Source organism: Caulobacter sp. UNC279MFTsu5.1 (assembly GCF_900114015.1).
Classification (GTDB): Bacteria; Pseudomonadota; Alphaproteobacteria; order Caulobacterales; family Caulobacteraceae; genus Caulobacter.
This window is the reverse complement of record NZ_FORN01000023.1, coordinates 33,639-53,573: the sequence shown is the minus strand read 5'-3', so window position 1 is coordinate 53,573 and position 19,935 is coordinate 33,639. Positions and strand designations below refer to the sequence as shown.

Here is a 19,935-nt window from a genome sequence, read left to right as displayed (position 1 = left end):
TCGGCGTCGATATCGGCGCCTTGGCGATCCGGGCGGTCTCGCCCCCCGCGCCACCCCGTGGCCGGGCCTCTCGTCGGAGCCAGCCGCCGGGATTTCGCGAACGCTTCGTACCAGATCCCGCCAAGGACGCCGTGGACCATGCTTCAGGCGGCGCTCAAACGACGCTCCCAGGCCAGCGCGTCCCCGACGATTTTTTCCAGCGCCTCATGCAGCGGAATCCACCCTAGTTGGGTCTTGAGTCGCGTCGGATCGGCCACGACGATCGGCGGATCTCCCGCCCGCCGGGGAAACTCCCGCACGGGCAGCCGGCGGCCGGCGGCGTTCTCGACGGCCCCGATCACCTCCCGGACGGAGAAGCCGTGCCCGTAGCCGCAATTGAAGGCGCCAGACACGCCGCCCGAACGCAAGTGGCCAAGCGCCAGAGCGTGCGCGGCGACAAGGTCGCTGACGTGGATGTAGTCCCGTACGCCGGTGCCGTCCGGCGTTTCGTAGTCCACGCCGAAAATTCCGATGTAGGGTAGGAGCCCAAGCGCGGCCTGGCAGGCGCGTTTGACGAGGTGCGACGCCCTGGGCGTCGATTGCCCGGACCTACCCAACGGGTCGGCGCCGGCGACGTTGAAATAGCGCAGAGCGATATAGCGCAGGCCCGTCGCATGCGCGGTGTCCTGCAGCATCCATTCGGTCATGAGCTTGGAACGACCGTAGGGGTTGGCCGGCGACTTGGCGGCGTCCTCCCCGATCACCGCCTCCTGGGAAGCGCCGTAGATGGCGGCCGTCGACGAGAAGATGAAGTGCTTCACGCCGCTCCGGACGCAGGCCTCCAGCAGGTGACGCGTCTTGGACGTGTTATTCTCATAGTACAGTAGCGGATTTTCGACAGACTCGGGGACAACGGTCGAGCCCGCGAAGTGCAGGACCGTGTCTATGTCATGGTCGGTGAGAATCCACTGGACTAGCGCTTGGTTGGCGATGTCGCCCTGGTAGAAATGCGCGGCGTCGGGAACCAGAGATCTAATTCCAGTTGAGATATTGTCGAGCACGCAAACGTCTTCGCCCCGCTCAAGTAGCGTCAAGGCCATGTGGCTGCCAATATATCCAGCACCTCCCGTGATGAGAACCGTCATAATTTCACCTTTCTAAATCAGAAATGAGCGCGATGTGGCGCTCAGATCCTTAGATTTATAAGGGAAATTCTAGATGTATTTGCTGAACCCCTTCACTCAAAGGATATTTCCATGGCTTTATTTCTATTCTGCGCGAGGCGTTAGCGCCAACGTGGATCGCTTCCACGGGGCGGCGATGGTCGTAGCGGCCTGAGGCGCGGACCCGCGCACGACCCGGTGCAGCGAGGCCGTGATGGCCAGGAGCACGAGGAAGCCGTCGTAGTAGGCCATCGAGAGAGCCGCGCCCCCGACCAGCATGGCCACGATGCTCACCTGAAGCATCCGCGCCAGCAGGTTGGCCCAGCCAAGGTCCGGACGGTCGCGCGTCGCCGCGAGCACGAGGATCGTGTTGAGTGCGGCGGCCGCGATCATCAGCAGGTAGAGGGCCAGGCCCACGAACCCCGTGTCGCCCAACACCTGAAAGTAGATGCTGTGTGCCGCCCGGCCCGCCCTCAGGCTGCCCGGCGACTGGAATTGCCGCGCCACCGGATCAAGCTCGACGGCGGAAAACCCGCCGCCGGTGAGCGGACGCGCGGTCGCGATGTTGACGCTGGTGGCCCAGGCCGCGACCCGGCCCTCGAACGAGGCGTCTTCGTTGTAGGACTGGATCGTGGCCATCCGCTCGAACCAGCTCGACGGCACGACGCTTGGCAGCGTGGCCGCCATCACCACCCCCACCACCACGAACTTGGCCGCGGCCCGGGTTCTCAAGGCATAGGCCGCGGCCGCCGCGCCCAGCGCCAACAAGGCGCCGCGGGAATAGGTGCCGACGATCGTCAGGAGGGAGAAGCCCAAGACGGTCAGGCACGTCAGGCGGGCCAGTGGAGCGCGACTTGTCGCCTGCAGGTAGTTCATCAGCGGCAGCACGATGACCAGGGCCAGGGCGAGCGAATTGTTGTCCCCGATCATCGTGTCACCGGGGCCGTTGACGCGTTGCCCCCCACCGGTCAGCAGGACATGGCCGCCCCCCTTGACGGCGTAGTAGCCAAGCGAAGCGACGCAGATCCAGATCACCGCCTGGATGCGCGCCTTGGTGTTGGCCAGCGTCGCGACCGCCAGGACCAGGACGATCGTCTTGATCGCGCGGCTCCAGATCGTCAGCGAGTATGTTCGATCCAGGGCGAGGTAGGTGGCCAGGCAGGCCCACAGCGCGAAGAGGATGATGAACACCGTGAACGGGTTCAGCGGAGCCAGCTTGCGCTCCTTGGAGATCATCCACGCCAGGCCTGTCAGCACGGCGATCGGGAAGTTGATCGGGAAGCCCATGAGGAAGCCATAGACTTCGCGCTGGGGGTTCATCATCGCGATCCAGAGCCAGGCCACGAGGCCCACGATGGGGGCGCGCAGGATCATCGGTATGATGCCGATCAGAGCGGCCAGGAGGATCAGATCGCGCATGGAGGGCCTCGCATGCGCCACAGGGTGCGCTGGGGCGCCCGGCTGCTCTGCGGCAAATGATGGTCCTTAGGCCGCTTTCCTGCGCCGACACGCCCGGACGTGGACGCCGCCGCCCCGATTGCTGGACGCGAGTGTCATTTGCGCGTGCGGGCATGGGCGCATTGTCGGGCAATAGGCCCAGGAGGCCCGACATGACCGGCATTCTGTTCGCTTTGGAGATCATCGCCTTTCTGGCGGTGGCGTGGTGGGTCTACCGGCGGGCGGACGCGGGCGAGGACGCCGCCGAAACGGGGCTGCTCGGCATGAAGTCGAGCAGGAGCGCTCCAGCGGGCGCCGCTCCGAAGTGGAAGGCCTCCCCCCATCGCGACGCGCCCCTCGTTCCGCCGGCGTCGGAGGCGCTCGATATCAGCCGTGCGGAACCGAGATGGAAGGCCGTCCAACGTCGGCCGGGACGGCCGTTCTAGAGCCTTTCCTGACCTGATTGCATCAGGCCGGCGCTCTAGGTTTTTGTTTTAACGCATTTTCTTCACGCGAACCGGTGTCCACTTCGCTTGAAAATGCTCTAGACGTCTGAACGGCGCGAGCCAGCGCCGCGATGCGGCCGGCGTTGTGCGCCCAGGTGTAGGGCGTCTGCTCGACCGTGCGCCGCGCTTCGGCGCCGAGTTCGCGGCGAAGCTCGATGTCTCCGCACAACCGCAGCAGGGCCGCGGTGAAGGACGCCTGGCTCCCCACCGTGAACAGCAGGGCGTTGCGGCCGTCGGCCAACACCTCGCGGATGTTCGGCTGGTCGGGCGCGATGATGGCGCGACCTAGGGCCATGTATTCGAAGAGCTTCAACGGTGATGCGTAAGGGGTCGAAGCGGTCTGCAACGCAATGTCGAAGGTCTGCGTGTAGGCGGCCACCCGCGGGTGCGGCACGCGGCCCACGCAGTGCAGGCGCGCGCCCACGCCGAGCGCCTCGGCCCGAGCCTGCAGGTGCTGCAAGCTCGGGCCGTCCCCGACGATCAACAGGTGAGCCTCCGGCGGAAGCTGCGGCAACGCCTCCACGGCCCAGCCCACGCCATGCCAATCGCGGACGAAGCCGACAAAGCCCAGCACCACGGCGGCGGTCGGCAAGCCGAGGTCCCGACGCAGGCGCGCGCCGGAGCCGGCCGCCGGAAGCCGCCACGGATCCGCGCCGTTGGCGATCACGTGCACCCCCTCCGGTCCGAGGCGGGCTCGCCGCACCTCGGCGGCCAGCACTTCTGTCACGGGCAAAACCGCGTCCGCCCCTCGCCAGAGCGCCGTCTCGCAGGCGCGCGCCACGGACGTCAATTGCAGCTTGCCAAAGGAACCGCGCTCCGCCGCCAGGGGGGAGTTCACCTCCAGCAACATCGGTAGGCGATGACGTCTCCGCAGCAGAAGGCCGGCCAGCAGGAAGAGGTTGTAGCGTTCGTAGAGCACGTCCGGCCGGAACGCGCGTACGTGGCTTCGCAGCCTGAGATAGGCCGGGATGTTGTAGGCCAGCTCGAGAAGCTCGAACACCGCGGGCGGAAGCCGCCGTCGCAACAGGTCCGCAGCGCGTTCGAGCCGGCTGCTGCCGCCCGCCGTCTGGGCCTCGTCGGCCGAGGTGGGCCCGACGACTCGCACCAGGTGCCCCTGGTTTCTGAGCGCGGCGACCACCTCGGCGATGTGGACCCGCATGCCGTCCGACGCTGCGATCCGGTGATGATAGAGGATCCGTAGCGGGCGCTGATACATGCTCCTACTCCTTGATCGGGGTGGCGAGAGTGATCGCGAAGGCGGGATCCTTGGGATAGCTGGCGTCCATCCGCGGGGTCTGGGCCTTGACGAAGTCGTAGGCTTGCCGGGCCTGGGCGGATCCGGTCGCGTTGATGATCGAGGCGAGCGAGGCCCGCGCGAGCGCGGCGTAGCCTCCCGCCCAATCGGGGTAGTCGAGCGTGGTCACGGGCTGGCGCACCGGATCGAAAGTGGCCTTGAAGGCCTCGGGCCAGGTGGTGAACGGGTGCTTCCACGCCGGGTCGGCCACGATCAGAAAATACGGGGTGCCGTAGATCGGGTCGTACCCATGCTGGGCGTTGGTGAAGCGGCCGGCCACGAAATTGGTCATCCAGGCCATGATCGTGCGCGCCTGCGGATAGCCCATGCTGTCGATCCAGCCGAGCACCATGACCAAGTAGTCGCTCTGCCACGGCGGCGTGGCGCCTTCCTGGGCGTAGGGGCCCGGCAGGTAGCCGTGCAGGTCGCCGGCCCCGGCTTCGTCGCCCTTCACGTATCGGCGCACGATCTCGTCCAGATTGCCTTTGAGCTTGGCTTCGAAATAGCGCGGCAAGGGGCTGTCGCTGGGCAGGATGTAGGCCGCGTTGGCCAGTGTGCGCAGGGACCAGGCGACGGCGCGGACCTGCGACCCCAGCAGGATGCCCGCCGCCTGGCCGCGATACTCCGGATTCATCGACAGAAGGTCGAAGCCCGCCTGCATCGCGAGTTCATCGCGATAGTACTGCGAGCCTGTGAGCAGATAGGGCAGGTAGGTGAGCGACGGTTGATGGGCGTCGTCGGGCTGCCAGCGCGTGTCGCGGATCTCGTACCTCCGGCCCAGCACGCCCGGCGCCGCGACACCGCGCTTGTCCAGCCAGACCAGGGGGTGCTGGTCGATGTCGATCGGGCCGCCGGTGCGCACGTCGCGGACGTGCCAGGGGATGGATCCCGCCGCGTCGGCGTTGGCCAGAAGCGTCTCCTGGTTCTCCCGCGACGGATCGAGGAGATAGAACACCGCCCAGGCGGGCAGCGGCCCGATGTCCGCACGCCCTCCGGTGGCGGGCATGTAGGGCGTGATATTCGCCATTCCGAGCGGCCGATCGTTGCGGGTCGCCAATCGGTGGGCCGCATCGGTCGCGCCCCGGTCCGGCTGGAAACGGGCATAGCGCGGCACGGCGCCGGTGGCGATCAACAGTTCGAGGTCCGGCGTGACCCGCGGCGGCGGCGTTCTGTCGGCGCAGATCACTTTGTGCCAGGTCGCATAGGGGTAATGCGCGACGCCTTGGACCCGGTAGGCCGGCGTCCCGTCAATACTCAGGCTCGCGTCATAGACTTGGGTCGAAATGTCCGGGTTCTGCGCGATGTCGTTGTGGAAGATCACATCCACGCGGGGCGCGCCCACCGCCGGCGTCCACACGTCGAACACGACCTGGACGCCGTGCATGCGCTCGGAGGCATAGCGTCGTTCCCGCACCAACGGACCGTTGAGCCAAGGCCTCTCGCCGGCCTGTGCGAGGTTCCGCAGGTCGATGTTGAAGGTCTCGACCCGATCGGGGCGAATATGGAAGGTCAACGCCAGCTGGACGTTCGGTACGGGCCGCGGAGGGGCGGCCACCGCTGGCGACGGACCGGCGGCCGCTGTTGCGATGACACCGTCGAGCACCCCTTCTCGCGTCATGCCAGGCGCCTGGATGGTGATGATCGCGTGGCGCACGGAGCCGTCGGGGTACAGGGCCTTGGCGTCCATCTGCGACCGCGCGATCGCGCCTCCCAGCTTGACCGCCAGGCGCGAATTCGGCCTCACCTGGCCGCGCCGGAAGACTTGGCCGAAAGAGACGATCCGCCTGGTGATGGCGCTGTCGGCATCGTTCGTGATGCGAAATCTCGCGGCGTCGCCCTTGAACGGCTCGGCCGCGGTGGCCGCGCGGGGCGCGAACCCCAACAGAAGGACGACGAGCAAAACCCAACGCATGTCTGGTCCGACGCTCCCGGCAACGCCAGCGCGACAACAGGTCTGGCAGCGCTACGCCCAGGCGAGGGGCGCTCAGGCCAGCGTGGCGCCCAGCGGCCGCGGCGGCCGGGTCATTTGACAGGTTGGAGGTTTCTCGCGCCGCACGGGGGCTCTTGGCTCGAAACCCCGCTAGAGCATTTTCAAGCGAAGTGGATTGCAGTTCGCGTGAAGAAAACGCCCAAAACAGATATCCAGAGCCCCGGTCCGGTGCGATCAGTTCTGGCAGGCCTGGGCTCTAGTGAGCTCGGCCCGTCGCAAGCAGGCGGGCGGACCTGTCGATGATGCGACCGACGGTGGTGCTTCGCAAAACCCGCTCCCACGTATAGTCGGATCCGAGAAGGTCCAGGGCGTGATTGGCCAGGTATTCCGGTAGGCGCGACCAGCTCTTGCCGATCGGCGGGGCCGTGCGCCACGCGGTGAGTCGAAGATAGTGGCGGTAAAGCTGCTTCCCCGGCGTCGCCGCCACGAACAGCCAGGGCTTCCGGGCCGACGTGTAGTGAATGATCGCCGGCGACCGCGCGGCCCGCGCGATCGCGGCATGATCGGCGAGCGAGGTCAGCCGGTGGGGGCGAAGCATCCTGGCCTGGAGGTTCCAGCGGTAAGGCAGGACCTTGGTCGCGGCATGAAGGATCGCGTTGATCGCGTCCTGATCATGGAAGACGAGATTATCGCCTTCTCGCGCGATGAAATCGGCGAGCCGCCTTGTCAGATCGTCAGAGCGCCACCTGGCCAGGTTCAGCAGGAGGACGCCGGCGTTCACGTAGGAACCCTCGCGGGGCATGCCCAGCGCCTCGCGACGCCACAGGCCAAAGGGATCCGGAACGGCGGCCAGGACGTGATCCCGAACATCCGTCCGCCATAGGTTCATCAGGTCGTCCACGACGATCAGGTCCGAGTCCAGATAAAGGATCTTGTCGATGGAATCGTCTAGTATGGTTGCTGCGAACAGCCTTGTATAGGTTTCCATCGTTATGTGATGCGACGTGTATAGGTTTTGATTGCTTCTCCAATAGTAGATACGAAGTCGAAAATTGCGATATCCGCGTAAGGATTCGGCCAGTTTCAACTCCGGGGCGGAGTCTCGGCGGCTCGATATCAGGTGTACGTCCAGGAAATTGCTCGCGTTGTTCAGCAGCAATGAAACCAGGGCGACGGCCAAGTGCTGGTAGTAACCGGGATCGCAACAGAACAGGACCGTGATCGTCCTGTCCGCCGCCCTTGCCTGTTCGCCGGGCGCGCGCCCTGCAAGCGGCGGGGACGTTTCGTTCGGAGCGGTTTTCACGGCGTTGGCCCAGTATCCGCGGGCTTTGGCGAACCCTTCCACGTCCCGCGCGCCAGGAGGGGCGCGACGATCCCTTTGAGGGCCAGCCTCCAATAGGATCTCGTCCAACGAACCCCAGGCCAGATCTTCCGCGCCAGCGCGATCATCCACGCGTAACGCCGCCCATTGTCGAGGGCGTTCGAAGCGTCGCGCACCAGTTGACGGGCAAGCGCCCTCAGGGCTTGACGTTTCAGTTGTGGGGCGTTGGCGATCACCGCCGAGTTGTGATCGAAGAAATCAACGAAGGCCTCGTATCGTTGTTGGTAGTCCGCCGGGCCCTTGTACCTGTCGCGCATATTGTTGGCGTGCAGGCGGACATAGCCCTGGACCGCGCCGATCACGCCGACATTTCCGTAGGCGGCGCAGCGCAACCACATCTCCAGATCGCCCGTATGCAGCAATTGGGGGCGGTAGCCGCCGATCCGCTTCTGGATGCTGCTGCGCACGACCGCGGTGGCGGTCTCGACCGGATTGACCGGGCGGGCGCACAGGTCGCCGATGAAGTCGACGCCCCTGAGGATCGTCGCGCCGTCGGCGTCGACGCTTTCGGGGAGGGGATCGAGTTCATCCTCGTGCGAGAATCGGATGGCGCGGCCGTGCACGAAGGCGACGTCCGGATGGCTTTCCATCAGCCCGACCGCCCGCGCCAGGGCCCCGGGCGCCACCAGGTCGTCGGCCGAGAGGAGCAGCATATAGTCCGCCCGCACCCAACCGATGCCTTCGTTGAAGGTGGCTATGTGGCCCTGGTTGACGCGATGGACGATGAACTCGACCCGGTCATCCTCCGCGGCGATCTCGCGGGCCTCCGCCGCCGAACCGTCGTTCGAGGCGTCGTCGATGATCAGAACGCGGATCGGAATCCGCGTTTCCCGCAGAACGCTCGCCACGCACCCCCGCAGGTAACGGCCGTAGTTGTAGCAGGGAACGATGACGTCGACGCCTGCCGGTTTCACGACCCCGCCCCCATAGCGATGGTCCGGAGGGTCGCCGGCCGCCGGCCGTCTTCCAGTTCCCACGCTCCAGGCTCGTGGAACACGCCAAAGTGCGTGTCCAGCATCGGGTGCCTCACGTGGAAGGAGCCGCCGCCCTGGGCGCAGATAAGCTTCTGAAAGCCCTTCTCGCGCACGAGGATCTCGATCCTGTAGTGCTCGGAGATCAGGGCGAGCGGCGGCGTGAGCAACTCGATCGCGCCGCGACCCGACGAGGAGGCGACGACAATCCCGTCCAGCTCAGTGCTGTAGCAGCAGCAGGCGACCCCGTCCGACCGCACGATCGAAATCACGAAATTGGGAGCGTCCACGGGCCGGGTCGTGGCGTAGTCGACCCGCACCCGCATTCTTTCGCCGTGGTCGAATATGGCCCTTGGCGCGTGGGCCTCGTCCATCACCATGACATCGGTGATGGCGATCGGCCAGTCGGCGGCCTCGTGGCTCGCCCAGGGCACCGCGCTGAGCCGGCAATCGGCCTCGTAGAGTTCGACGCCTTTTTCCGTCGGGCCATCGAATTGAACGCGCCCGCCCCGAAGGTAGATGACCCGGTCGCACATGCTCTTGATGCTGAACATGTTGTGGGAGACCAGAACGATCGTCGCGCGCCGTTTCTGCAGGTTCCGCGCGAAATCCATGCACTTTCGCTGGAAGGGCAGGTCTCCGACCGACAGGACCTCGTCCAGAAGCAGGATGTCCGGTTCCAGGTGGGCCGCGACGGCGAACGCCAGGCGAACGTACATGCCGCTCGAATATCGTTTCACCGGCATGTCGATGAACTCTTCGAGCTCGGCGAAGGCGACGATCTCGTCGAACTTCCGTTCCGTCTCGGACTTCTTCATGCCCAGGATCGCCCCGTAGAGAAATATGTTCTCGCGCCCGGTCAGCTCGCCGTGAAAGCCGGTGCCGACCTCAAGCAGCGACCCCAGGCGGCCATGGATCCGGGCCTGCCCCGTCGTCGGGCTGGTCACCCTCGAAAGCACCTTCAGCAAGGTGCTCTTGCCCGCACCGTTGAGGCCGAGAACGCCGACATTCTCGCCGTGCCGGATCTGGAACGAGACGTCCTTCAGAGCCCAGAAGCTTTCGGCGGGGCGGCGCGGCTCGCGAACGCCCCTGAGCGCGGCGCCGACGGCCGAGGCCAGGATGTCACGAACCGTGTCGTGCCGCCGGCCGCGACCCTGGAGCCGATATTTCTTGCCAAGCCCGCGCGCCTCGATGGCGATGGAACCCGCCGGATCAGATGACGTCCGCAAAGGAGCGCTCCATCTTCTTGAAGTAGACCAAGCCGCCCGCCAGGCAGGCCGAGATGATCACGCAGCTGATCGCGATCGCTCTGAAATCCGGGTGGCCGTCGCGCAGGAGCACCCAGCGGAAGCCTTCGATCACCCCCACCATGGGGTTGAGGCTGTACAGAAGCCGCCAGCGCTCAGGAACGATGGCCATCGGATAGGCAATGGGCGAAGCATACATCCAGACCTGGATGACGAATGGCAGCACATGCATGACATCGCGAAATCGAACACTCAAAGGTCCAAGCCAAAGCGCCACGGATAGCGAGAGGCTGAGGGCCACCAGAAGAAATAATGGCAAGAGAAGGATGTATATGGTGATATCAACTTGGTAGAAGAAAAGTATCGCCAGGAGCACGACAAATCCCGCGGCGAAATCGACGAGCGGCGCGGCCACCATGGCAAGCGGAACAAGCAACCGGGGGAAGTAGATCTTGCGGATCAAGTCGGAATCGCTGACGAGCCCGGTCGAACCGCGACGGACGGCCTCGGCGAAGTACATCCAGGGCAGGACGGCGGTGAAGGCGAAGATCGGATAGGGCACGCCGCCCGACGGCATCTTCGCGAAGTGGCCGAACACCACGCTGAAGATCGCCACGGCCATGATGGGCTGGATCAAGGCCCATGCGGCGCCGATCGCCGCCTGTCGATACCGGATCTTGAGTTCCCTCAGGATGAGGAAATAGAGCAGCTCGCGGTACTGCCAGAGCTCTTCCAGCTCCAGGTTCCCCAAGGACCTGCCCGGCCGGATGTCGATCGGCCGGCGATCGGGTTTGGACAAGGCCGCGGCGGTCATCGGGGTGTCCGATCGATGGGAAGCGCGCGGGTCATCTCAGGCCACTTCGCGCGGCGGGTCGGACGCCCAGCGTTCCGCGACCAGGGCGAGGCGCAGCGCGTCGACGACCTCGCGCTGGTCGTCGTGGCTCATCTGCGGATAGAGGGGCAGCAGGATGCAGCGGCGATGCGCCTGTTCGGAATGGGGTAGCGATCCGGCGCCCATCCCGGCATAGGGCGCCTCCAGGTGCGAGCACATGACGCCGCGCCGGGTGGCCACCCCGCCGTCCAGCATCGATTGCATGATCCGCTGCTGGTCGACGCCGTCGGGAAGGCGGACACAGTAGCTCTGCCAGTTGCCGCGCGCCCAGGCCGGCTCGCACGGAGTCCTCACGCCCGGAACTTCGGCGAGCATGCGGTCGTAGGCGGCGGCAAGCACCCTGCGGCGCGTCACGATTTCCGACAGACGCTCGAGTTGTCGGCGGCCGATCGCGGCTTGGACGTCGGTCATCCGGTAGTTGAACCCGCTGACCGGGTATTCCTCGAACACGACATCGCTAGCGTGATGGCGCGCCGTATCGGGCACGCTCATCCCGTGCTGGCGCAACAACCGGAACTGGCGATCCCAGTCGGGGTGCCCGGTCGTCAGCATGCCGCCTTCGCCGGTCGTGATCACCTTGCGCGGATGGAAGGAAAAACAGGCGACGTCGCCGTGCGGCGCGCCGATCGGCGCCCAGGCTCCGTCGAGGCGGATTTCCGAGCCGATGGCGCAGGCCGCATCCTCGATGACCGCCAGTTTATGCGCGCCCGCGATCGACAAGATGCGCCGGAGGTCGCAGGGCAGACCGAGCTGATGCACGCAGAGGATGGCCTTGCTCCGCGCACTGATGGCGGCGGCGAGCAGTTCAGGGTCCAGATTGTACGTGACGGGATCGATGTCGATGAACACGGGCGTGGCGCCGCATTGCCGCACCACGTTGGCGGTGGCGATGAAGCTGTGACTGACGGTGATGACCTCATCCCCGGGGCCGACGCCGGCGACCAGCAACGCGAGATGAAGCGCCGTCGTGCAGTTCGAGACCGCGCAGGCGTAGGGCGCCCTTACCCGCTGCGCGAACTCGGCCTCGAAGGCGGCGACCTGCGCGCCCTGGCTGAGCCAGCCGGACAGGACGGCCTCGGCCGCGGCCTGGGCCTCGGATTCGTCCAGCAAGGGTTTCGTGATCGGGATCATGCCACCTCTCCTTTCGCTGTCGCGGTCCTGGATTTTTCCGCGCGCCACCAGGCGACCAGGCCGCGCAGACCATCCTCGAGGGAGACCCTCGGCGCGTAACCGATCCGCTCCATGGCCAGGGAAATGTCCGCGAGGCGCTTGGGCACCGGGTTCACGGCGCGCTCCTGCTCATGCACCAGCATCAAGCCCTTGCCGCCCATGGCCTGGGCGATCAGCTCCGCCAGACGGGCCAGGCTGGTTTCCTCCCCGCTGCCGATATTGAGCACGAGGTCGCTCACCGGCGCGCGCGCCGCGAGCAGGTTGGCGCGGGCGATGTCGTCCACATGCACCATGTCCATGGTCTGATCGCCGGCGCCGTACACGATCGGCGGCAGCCCTGCATCGATGCGCTCCATCCAGCGGATCAGCACCTCGGTGTAGCGGCCATGGACGTCCATGCGCGGGCCATAGGCGTTGAAATAGCGCATCGCGACATAGTCTAGCCCGTACATGTCGTTGAAGGTTCGGAGCAGGCCTTCGGCGAAGGTCTTCGCCGCGCCGTAGAGGGTGCGGTTGGCGTAAGGGTTGTGATCCTCGCGGGTGGGGAACGACGAGGCCATGCCGTAGATCGACGCCGATGAGGCCATGACGACCTTCCGCACCTTCGCCGCGACGCACGCTTCCAGGAGGTCGTAGGTGGCGTTGACCATCACCTCGATGGCGCGGCGCGGCTCCGCCGCGCATTGGGTGATGCGCAGCGCGGCCAGATGGAAAACGGTGTCCGACCCGCTCACCAGATCGTTCATCAGCGCGCGATCGCAGATGTCGCCCTGCACCAGGCGAACCCGGCCGCTCGCGAGCGAGAGGGCGAGATTGTCGCGCCGGCCGCGCACCATGTCGTCGACCACGACGATCTCGCCGGCGCCGGCCATGAGGAGATGGTCGACCGTACGGCTGCCGATGAAGCCGGCGCCGCCCGTGACGAGCACCTTGCGGCCCGACAGGTCGTAGAGGGGACGGGTCATTGCGAGGCCTCCGCCAAGACCTCGCGGCCGTCTCGGTAGCCGATCACCTGGGCCGGACAGCCGGCCGCCTTCGAGAAGGCGGGCACGTCCTTGGTGACGACGGCGCCGGCCCCGACAATCGCCCCGCGGCCGATCGTGACGCCGGGCAGCAGGACGGCGTTCACGCCGATATCCGCGTCATCCTCGACCGTGGTCCGCGGGATGAGCAGGTCCGTCGCTATGATCGGCACGTCGATCGGCAGGCCAGAGTGTTGCGAACCAAGCACCTTGGCGCCCGGCGCCCAGCCGACATTGTTGCCGATCACCAGGTCACGGGCGTCGAGAAAGGCCTGCGCGCCAATCCAGACCTTGTTCCCGATCACGCATGTACCGTCGAACCGGCCATGGATCATGACCTGTTCGCCGATCACCACGCCGTCGCCGATCTCGAACGTCTCGACGTGACGCAGACCGACGCCAGGCCCGATCCGAAGGCCTGACCCGCACCGTCTCGCCAAGGCGCGAACACAGGTTCGCCGCATCAGGAAATCGATGTGGTCCTCGCCCTGGTTGAAGCGGCGGAACAGAGCCATGATTTCCGACGGCGCGCAGCGGTGCGCCAGATCCTGGGCGAACGCGATCTCGAAGGCCGGATCGGGCTGGACCGTTTTCAGGCCGTGTACGGCCCTGGCGGTGCGTGGGAGGCTCATCAGGCGGCCTTTCCGGGAATCGAGGAAGACACCCCGCACGCTTCACGCAGGGCGTCACAGACCGCGTCCACCTGCTCGTCCGTGATGCCGGGAAACATCGGCAGCGACAGGGTTTCGTCCGCCAGCCGCTCGCTGGCCGGGAAGTCGCCGCGCCCGTAGCCGAGGTCCGCATAGGCCGGCTGCAGATGCACCGGGATCGGATAGTGGATGTTGGTTCCGACGTCGGGGGCGAGCCTGGCGCGTACGGTGTCGCGATCGGGAACCCGGACCGCGTACACATGGTAGACGTGGTTGCGGCCCCGTGGCGGCGCGGGCTGCTGGACGCCCGCGCCGGCCAGGTTCCGGTCGTAGCGCGCCGCGGCGTGGCGGCGCATCTGCGTCCAGCTTTCCAGATGCGGCAACTTGACGTTCAGCAGGGCGGCCTGGAGTTCATCCAGCCGATAGTTGAAGCCCTTTTCGACGTGCAGGTACTTCCGTTCCTGCCCCCAGTCCCGCAACAGCCGGACGCGGGCGGCCAGGTCGGCGCGGTGCGTGGTGACGGCTCCGCCTTCGCCGCAGGCCCCGAGGTTCTTGCCCGGATAGAAGCTGAAGCAGCCGATGTCGCCAATGGCGCCGGCGCGCCGTCCGTCCAGTTCGGCGCCGTGCGCCTGGGCCGCATCCTCTATCACGGTCAGGTCATGGGCGCGGGCGATCGCCATGATCGGAGCCATGTCCGCCAGGCGCCCATGCAGGTGCACCGGAACGATCGCCTTCGTCCGCGGCGTGATGGCGGCTTCGAGCAGGGCCGGGTCCATCGTCCAGGTTTCGGGATCGATGTCGACAAGCCGGGCGGTCGCCCCGGCGTACTGGATCGCGGCCACGGTGGCGACGAAGGTCGAGGGCGTGGTGATCACCTCGTCGCCCGGCCGGACGCCGGCCGCGAGCAGGGCCAGGTGCAGCGCCGAGGTTCCGGTGTTGACCGTGACGGCATGGGGACAGCCGCAGAACGCCGCGAAGGCCGCCTCGAACGCCGCGTTGTGTTCGCCAAGGACGAACTGGCCGCTGGCGATCACGCGGCGCGCGGCCTCCGCGAGCTCGGGCTCAAGCGCGCGGTGCTGAAGCTGGAGGTCGAGAAACGGGATCATGACGCTCTCCGCTGGGGGCTCAGCTCGATGGGATGGCCGCGCATGCTCATCGAACGGGTCGCCGCCTCGAGCATCTCCACGACCTGGAGGCCCATGCGGCCATCCGTGATCGGGGTCAGGCCGTCCTTGATGCAGGCGATGAAGTGCGTCGTTTCGGTGAGGACGGGTTCGGCGGTGGACAGCCGCGGCGCCCACATGTCGCCGATCCGGTAGCTGACCAGCATCTGGTAGATTTCTTCGGGGTCGGCGGTCAGGTTGACGCCGCGATCGTAGACCTTGATCTTCTCGCTGGGCTCTAGATCGTCCCAGACGATCATCTTTCGGGTCCCGGCGACCAGCACCCGCCGGACCTTCACCGGCGCCAGCCAATTGACGTTCAGGTGCGCGACCGCGCCGCTTTCCAGATAGAGCGTGATCTGCGCCATGTTCTCGGGCGCCCCGCGCACATGGCTGATCCCGTTGGCGGAAATGGCGGTGGGCGGGCTGTCGAGAACATGTTGCAGGATCGCCAGATCATGCACCGCCAGGTCCCAGATGACGTTCACGTCGCGCTGAAACAGGCCCAGGTTGATCCGCGTCGAGTCGTAGTAATAGATCTGCCCCAGATCGTCGGCCGCGATGAGCTCCTTCATCTTCTGCACGGCGCTGGAATAGACGAAGGTGTGGTCGACCAGGAGGGTCAGGCCGCGCTGCTCCGCCATCTCGATCAGCTGGCGGGCCTGGTCGGAGTTCTCGGTCATCGGCTTTTCGACCAGCACGTGTCGGCCGGCCTGCAACGCCGCGCGGGCGATCTCGTAGTGGGTCCGCACGGGGGTCGCGATCGCGATCGCGTCGATCTCCGGATCGGCCAAGGCTTCGCGCCAATCGGCCAGCAGGCGCGCATGGGGATAGCGCTTCCCGGCGCGGGCCAGGCTGGCGGGCGACGAGTCCGCGATGGCGACCAGGCGGCAGTCGTCCGTCTCGGCGAAGCACCGCGCCAGATTGGGGCCCCAATAGCCGTAACCGATCACCGCGACGCCGATCATGTGCGGATTTCCTGTGCTGGTCGGAGATGCGCGGGGCGACGCGCGTCCCGCAGGGGTCGGGCGGGATTGCCGGCGACGATGGCGTGGGCGGCCACGTCCCGGGTGACCACCGCCCCGGCGCCCACCAGCGCGCCCTCGCCGATGACGACGCCGGCGAGGATCGTGGCGTTGGAACCGATCGAGGCCCCCTGACGAACGATGGTCGCAACGACCCGCCAGTCCGCTTCCGTCTGCAAGCCGCCGCCCGCGATCGTCGCCCGCGGGTACAGGTCGTTGGTGAACATCACCCCGTGGCCGACGAAGACATCGTCCTCGATGACAACGCCTTCGCAAATAAAGCTATGAGATGAAATCTTGCATCGCGCGCCAATTTTCGCCCGCTTCTGGACTTCCACGAATGCGCCTATGCGAGTGAAATCGCCAATGACACACCCATATAAATTTACGAGTTCTTTTTGCGGGATTTCTACATTTAATCCAAGAGATGTATCGCTAGTAATGGGCATGTCCAACAAGATCCCCCGCGGGAATTCAGCGAATGCTCTACTGTTTTAATCGATCGCCTGCGCCTCACCCTATCGTTTGATGGGCGACGGAGCGGTCAGGGCTCCGCGGTCGGTGCGACCCGTCGTCTCGGGAGGAACGCCACCGCCCGGGGAGCGGCTCGGGCCCGGCAGCCAGGGCCTGATCCGCAGCAGAAAGGCGGCCAGACGGGGCGCTCGTCGCATGACGCTCATGGCGATGCGCCAGCGCCGGGAGCGCCGCTCGGCGCCCGCCAGCAGCGGCAAGCCCGCGGCGACGTCGCCGCCAAGGATCAGGGCCTCGCCGTCCATCCACCGCAACATCTGGGCGCAGGCGGCGAGCATGCGATCGGCCGTGGCCTGCTCGGCCCGCCCCTCCAGGGCCGCAGACGCCTTGCGATAGGCCAAGCACGAGCCGACCAGAAGGCGTCGGGCGCTCGACGACAGCGAACCGGGACGGCGGCGGTAGCGGACGAGCGGCTCGGCCAGAACAGCGCCGCCCCATCCCGCCGCCAGCAGGCGTATCCACAGGTCCAGGTCCTCGGAGGCGACCAACCCTCCGTCGAAGCCGCCGATCGCGTCCAGGGCTTCCCGGCGGATGATCGCGGCCACGAAGATGTTCATCTCGCGATTCAGGACCCGTTCCAGCGAAACGGGCCCGGCCATGGAGTAGATCGCGGAATAGCGCCGCGGAGCGCGCTCGCCCGCGCCGAAGCAGATCGCGTCGCAACCCACGAACGCCAGGGCCGCGTCGGCTTCTATCGCCGCGAGCATCCGATCGAGATAGGTCGGGTCGTAGAGGTCGTCGCCGTCCAGCAAAGCGACAAAGGGCGCTGTCGACGCCGCGATAGCGCGGTTTCGAGCCGTGGAAACCCCCTGGTTGTCGGTCCGCAACAGGCGAAAGCGCGGATCGTCCGCGAAGCGTGCGAACGCCGCGGCCACATCATCGGGCGCTCCGTCGTCGACCACGATCGCTTCCCAATCTTGCCGGTGTTGCCCCTGGAGCGAGGCCAGGGCGTCCCCAAGCAGGTGGGCGACCCCATAGGCCGGCACGATGATGGAAACGCGCGGCGCCCGCCTCACCTGGACCGCCTTGCACGGGACCGGGCGCTGAGCCTGTCGAACAGCGCGCCGTAGGCTTCGACCATCGTGGACAGGGCGTAGAGGTCGCGCTGGCGGGCGCGGTTGGCCTGGCCGATGCTCTCCCGCAGCGCCGGGTCGGCGATCAGGGCCCGCAACGCGTCACTGAGGTCTACCTCGGATGGCGGCACCACGAAGGGCCGGTTTTCCGCCGCCACCATGTCCCGAACGTCTCCGACGTCCGTCGAGGCGACCGGCAGCCCCGCGGCCATCGCTTCCAGGATGGCGAACGGCATCTGTTCGGTGTCGCTCGACAGGGCCAGGATCTGGGACTGCATGATGAGGTCGCGCGTATCGGTCCGGCGCCCCAGAAGAAACAGACGCCCTCCGAGCCTGAGCCGCGCGCCTTCCCGCACGACGGCGTCCCGTTCGGGCCCGTCGCCGATCACGAGAAGCGCGGCGCGCGTCTTGAGCGGCGCGAAGGCGCGAAGCAGGCGAAGCGGATTTTTCTCGGGCCTGAGCGCGCCGACCCAGGCGATCACTGGAAGCCCGCGCGGCAGTTTCGGCCGCAGGCTGTTCAGGGGCGTGACGTAGTCCGCCTGCGGGGCGATGCCATTGGGGATGTGCTGGACGTTGCGCCTGCCCAGACGCCAGGTGTCGATTGCGATGGTCTGCAGCGTCCGCGACGGCACGACCACGTGGCTGCGAGCGAGGGCGACCCGACGCGCCCAAATCCGCCGCGTGAACTGCCGGACGGCCTCTTCCGGACCGAAGCCGTCTTCCATGTGGACGTGTGGACCGCCGCCGAACGCATTGACGAAGGCGACCTCCATGGCTCCCCAGTTGTAGGTCACCAACACGTCCGGCTTGAGCGTGGCGAGTTCGGCGCGATAGAGGCTCAGCCGCGCGGACAATGACGCTGGCGTCGGCGGCGCCGGATCGGCGTAGCGCACCGGCGCGCAAGGCGGGACGAGCACGGCGGCGCTGTAGTCGCCGTTGAGCGACACCACCGTATGACGAAAGCGCGCGTGCAGGGCCGCGGCCAGCGCCGCGAAGCGCACCTGGGTGCCCCCGATATTGAAGCTGGGGAAGACGTGGACCAGGTGCGGGCGATCATCGCGCCCGTCGAAGCGCGGCGTTGGCTCGATCGCCGGCGAGGCAAGGAATGCGGTTGGCTCCAGGTCGTGGGTCACCGGGCGCCGTCCGGGAAAAGGACCACGCGGATCGTCTGCACCAAGATCACGAAGTCGAGCAGGATGTCGTTCTTCTTGAGATAGTAGAGATCGTAGGAGAGCTTCTGTTTTGCGTCCTCGACGGACGCGCCGTAGCGATAGTTCACCTGCGCCCAGCCGGTGATGCCCGGCCTCATGCGATGTCTAAGGTCATAGTTGGGGAGCAACTCGCGAAGCTGTTCGACGAAGAACGGGCGTTCCGGCCGCGGGCCGATGAAGCTCATCTCTCCCACCAGGACGTTGATGACCTGGGGAATTTCATCGATCCGCACCTTGCGGATGAAACGACCGACACGGGTCACCCGATCATCGGCGGAGGCCGCCCAGCGGGCCACGCCATCCTGCTCGGCGTCGGTCCTCATGCTGCGGAACTTCCAAACCTTGAAGATCCGTCCGTTCAAGCCGACGCGCTCCTGCCGATAGAAGATCGGCCCGCGGCTCTCCAGCCGGATGGCCAGGGCCGTCAGCAGGCACACCGGCAGGGCGACGACCAGAAAGGCCAGGCTGACGATGAGATCGAGCGCGCGCTTGAGCACGCGGTGACGATGATTGAAGACAAAGCCGCTGGAGAAGGTGAGCCAGCCCGGTTCGACCTTGGAGGAATCGATCACGCCGGCCTCGCGCTCCCAGAAAATCAGCGCGTCGACCACTTCCATGCCGTGCAGCTTGCACTCCATGAGTTCGGCGACCGGCAGTCCTCCGTGGTCGTCCACCGCCACGATGATCTCGTCCGTGCGCAGCATCTCCGCGAGCATCGAAAGCGGCGCCCGCTCAGAGGCCGGGGCGGCGACCAGAAGGTTGCCGATCCGGGGAACGGCGTATTCCGGCGCCCGCCAATTGCGGATGGTCTGCAAGTGATGGAAGTGGCCGCGACCAGGCCCAATGAGGAACTTTGTCACCGCCTCGGCGCCCGGACCGTCGCCGAGCACCAGAACCCGTCGTTTCATGAACGACAGCCCCAGCCACCATCCCAGCACCATGTGCAGCACCAACATGATGAGCATGAACAGGGTGATGGCGAGCGTCAGGACGCCGACATGTTCACTGAAGGGAAGTCCAGCGGCGATATTGGTCAGGGCGATGACCGCGACGGACGGCACCAATATGATCAGCCACGCCACCAGGAACCGTTTCAGGATGATCCTGAAATTCTGGGCCGCGTCGTTGTTGTAAAGTCCAGCCGCTGTCGTGATGAACAGCAATCCGGCGGTCAGCAGAAAGGCCTCCGGCGGATCGAATTGCACCTGGGGGGCAGCGAAACACCCCGAGCATCGTCGAGAGATGTCCAGAAACTGCAGGGCTAACAGGAGCATTCCGACATCCAGGCAA

Annotated in this window: 18 protein-coding genes; 1 reads left to right on the top strand and 17 read right to left on the bottom strand. The window is 66.3% G+C overall.

Annotation, left to right across the window (positions count from 1 at the left end; all coding sequences use genetic code 11):
* Window positions 1-143: 143 nt before the first annotated feature.
* Together galE and BM066_RS14290 are read right to left on the bottom strand one after the other, a co-directional pair.
* On the bottom strand, window positions 144-1,124 hold the full coding sequence (gene galE / locus BM066_RS14295) for a UDP-glucose 4-epimerase GalE (RefSeq protein WP_089928952.1): 981 nt from the start codon (window positions 1,122-1,124) through the stop codon (window positions 144-146).
* A gap of 123 nt (window positions 1,125-1,247) precedes the next feature.
* The gene (locus BM066_RS14290; RefSeq protein ID WP_089928950.1) at window positions 1,248-2,561 is read right to left on the bottom strand and encodes a putative O-glycosylation ligase, exosortase A system-associated; all 1,314 of its coding nucleotides are present in this window, start codon (window positions 2,559-2,561) and stop codon (window positions 1,248-1,250) included.
* 191 nt (window positions 2,562-2,752) lie between these two features.
* On the opposite strand from BM066_RS14290, the gene BM066_RS14285 reads away from it, so the two are divergent.
* Complete coding sequence (locus BM066_RS14285; protein ID WP_089928947.1) at window positions 2,753-3,025, top strand: hypothetical protein; 273 nt, start codon at window positions 2,753-2,755, stop codon at window positions 3,023-3,025.
* Window positions 3,026-3,047: 22 nt separating this feature from the next.
* Here BM066_RS14285 and BM066_RS14280 read toward each other — a convergent pair whose 3' ends face one another.
* From BM066_RS14280 to BM066_RS14210, 15 genes are all read right to left on the bottom strand, one after another.
* Complete coding sequence (locus BM066_RS14280) at window positions 3,048-4,301, bottom strand: glycosyltransferase family 4 protein (RefSeq protein WP_177218461.1); 1,254 nt, start codon at window positions 4,299-4,301, stop codon at window positions 3,048-3,050.
* Between the two features lie 4 nt (window positions 4,302-4,305).
* Complete coding sequence (locus tag BM066_RS14275) at window positions 4,306-6,291, bottom strand: hypothetical protein (protein ID WP_143093736.1); 1,986 nt, start codon at window positions 6,289-6,291, stop codon at window positions 4,306-4,308.
* Between the two features lie 274 nt (window positions 6,292-6,565).
* Window positions 6,566-7,654, bottom strand: a complete 1,089-nt coding sequence (locus BM066_RS14270; RefSeq protein WP_177218460.1) for a glycosyltransferase family 8 protein — start codon at window positions 7,652-7,654, stop codon at window positions 6,566-6,568.
* Window positions 7,609-8,604 (bottom strand): glycosyltransferase family 2 protein, encoded by a 996-nt coding sequence (locus BM066_RS14265; protein ID WP_089928941.1) that lies wholly within the window; start codon window positions 8,602-8,604, stop codon window positions 7,609-7,611. Before BM066_RS14265 ends, BM066_RS14270 begins: the two co-directional genes overlap by 46 nt.
* Complete coding sequence (locus tag BM066_RS14260; protein WP_089928939.1) at window positions 8,601-9,890, bottom strand: ABC transporter ATP-binding protein; 1,290 nt, start codon at window positions 9,888-9,890, stop codon at window positions 8,601-8,603. The genes BM066_RS14265 and BM066_RS14260 overlap by 4 nt, the downstream gene beginning before the upstream one ends.
* Window positions 9,874-10,722 carry an ABC transporter permease gene (locus BM066_RS14255; RefSeq protein WP_089928937.1) on the bottom strand — a complete coding sequence of 283 codons (849 nt, stop codon included), beginning with the start codon at window positions 10,720-10,722 and terminating at the stop codon, window positions 9,874-9,876. Before BM066_RS14255 ends, BM066_RS14260 begins: the two co-directional genes overlap by 17 nt.
* A 36-nt stretch (window positions 10,723-10,758) precedes the next feature.
* Entirely contained in the window at window positions 10,759-11,931 is a 1,173-nt protein-coding gene (locus BM066_RS14250; RefSeq protein ID WP_089928935.1) for a DegT/DnrJ/EryC1/StrS family aminotransferase, read from the bottom strand.
* Window positions 11,928-12,935 carry an NAD-dependent epimerase/dehydratase family protein gene (locus tag BM066_RS14245; RefSeq protein WP_018061197.1) on the bottom strand — a complete coding sequence of 336 codons (1,008 nt, stop codon included), beginning with the start codon at window positions 12,933-12,935 and terminating at the stop codon, window positions 11,928-11,930. Before BM066_RS14245 ends, BM066_RS14250 begins: the two co-directional genes overlap by 4 nt.
* Complete coding sequence (locus tag BM066_RS27280) at window positions 12,932-13,624, bottom strand: acyltransferase (protein ID WP_018061196.1); 693 nt, start codon at window positions 13,622-13,624, stop codon at window positions 12,932-12,934. The genes BM066_RS14245 and BM066_RS27280 overlap by 4 nt, the downstream gene beginning before the upstream one ends.
* Window positions 13,624-14,748, bottom strand: a complete 1,125-nt coding sequence (locus BM066_RS14235) for a DegT/DnrJ/EryC1/StrS family aminotransferase (RefSeq protein WP_089928933.1) — start codon at window positions 14,746-14,748, stop codon at window positions 13,624-13,626. The genes BM066_RS27280 and BM066_RS14235 overlap by 1 nt, the downstream gene beginning before the upstream one ends.
* Window positions 14,745-15,773 (bottom strand): Gfo/Idh/MocA family protein, encoded by a 1,029-nt coding sequence (locus tag BM066_RS14230; protein WP_018061181.1) that lies wholly within the window; start codon window positions 15,771-15,773, stop codon window positions 14,745-14,747. The genes BM066_RS14235 and BM066_RS14230 overlap by 4 nt, the downstream gene beginning before the upstream one ends.
* Entirely contained in the window at window positions 15,770-16,279 is a 510-nt protein-coding gene (locus BM066_RS27275) for an acyltransferase (RefSeq protein WP_026176402.1), read from the bottom strand. Before BM066_RS27275 ends, BM066_RS14230 begins: the two co-directional genes overlap by 4 nt.
* A gap of 69 nt (window positions 16,280-16,348) precedes the next feature.
* Window positions 16,349-17,377, bottom strand: a complete 1,029-nt coding sequence (locus BM066_RS14220) for a glycosyltransferase family 2 protein (protein ID WP_089928931.1) — start codon at window positions 17,375-17,377, stop codon at window positions 16,349-16,351.
* Window positions 17,374-18,567, bottom strand: coding sequence for a glycosyltransferase family 4 protein (locus tag BM066_RS14215; RefSeq protein WP_018061246.1), 1,194 nt, complete (start codon window positions 18,565-18,567; stop codon window positions 17,374-17,376). Before BM066_RS14215 ends, BM066_RS14220 begins: the two co-directional genes overlap by 4 nt.
* Complete coding sequence (locus BM066_RS14210; RefSeq protein WP_089928929.1) at window positions 18,564-19,919, bottom strand: TIGR03013 family XrtA/PEP-CTERM system glycosyltransferase; 1,356 nt, start codon at window positions 19,917-19,919, stop codon at window positions 18,564-18,566. Before BM066_RS14210 ends, BM066_RS14215 begins: the two co-directional genes overlap by 4 nt.
* Window positions 19,920-19,935 lie beyond the last annotated feature (16 nt).

What these genes read in the sequence shown, in the direction of transcription:
- BM066_RS14245 (WP_018061197.1), bottom strand. Translation starts at nt 12,935, where the DNA reads ATGACCCGTCCCCTCTACGACCTGTCGGGCCGCAAGGTGCTCGTCACG.
- BM066_RS14210 (WP_089928929.1), bottom strand. Translation starts at nt 19,919, where the DNA reads ATGCTCCTGTTAGCCCTGCAGTTTCTGGACATCTCTCGACGATGCTCG.
- BM066_RS14255 (WP_089928937.1), bottom strand. Translation starts at nt 10,722, where the DNA reads ATGACCGCCGCGGCCTTGTCCAAACCCGATCGCCGGCCGATCGACATC.
- BM066_RS14290 (WP_089928950.1), bottom strand. Translation starts at nt 2,561, where the DNA reads ATGCGCGATCTGATCCTCCTGGCCGCTCTGATCGGCATCATACCGATG.
- BM066_RS14230 (WP_018061181.1), bottom strand. Translation starts at nt 15,773, where the DNA reads ATGATCGGCGTCGCGGTGATCGGTTACGGCTATTGGGGCCCCAATCTG.
- BM066_RS27275 (WP_026176402.1), bottom strand. Translation starts at nt 16,279, where the DNA reads ATGCCCATTACTAGCGATACATCTCTTGGATTAAATGTAGAAATCCCG.
- galE (WP_089928952.1), bottom strand. Translation starts at nt 1,124, where the DNA reads ATGACGGTTCTCATCACGGGAGGTGCTGGATATATTGGCAGCCACATG.
- BM066_RS14280 (WP_177218461.1), bottom strand. Translation starts at nt 4,301, where the DNA reads ATGTATCAGCGCCCGCTACGGATCCTCTATCATCACCGGATCGCAGCG.
- BM066_RS14285 (WP_089928947.1), top strand. Translation starts at nt 2,753, where the DNA reads ATGACCGGCATTCTGTTCGCTTTGGAGATCATCGCCTTTCTGGCGGTG.
- BM066_RS14275 (WP_143093736.1), bottom strand. Translation starts at nt 6,291, where the DNA reads ATGCGTTGGGTTTTGCTCGTCGTCCTTCTGTTGGGGTTCGCGCCCCGC.
- BM066_RS14250 (WP_089928935.1), bottom strand. Translation starts at nt 11,931, where the DNA reads ATGATCCCGATCACGAAACCCTTGCTGGACGAATCCGAGGCCCAGGCC.
- BM066_RS14235 (WP_089928933.1), bottom strand. Translation starts at nt 14,748, where the DNA reads ATGATCCCGTTTCTCGACCTCCAGCTTCAGCACCGCGCGCTTGAGCCC.
- BM066_RS27280 (WP_018061196.1), bottom strand. Translation starts at nt 13,624, where the DNA reads ATGAGCCTCCCACGCACCGCCAGGGCCGTACACGGCCTGAAAACGGTC.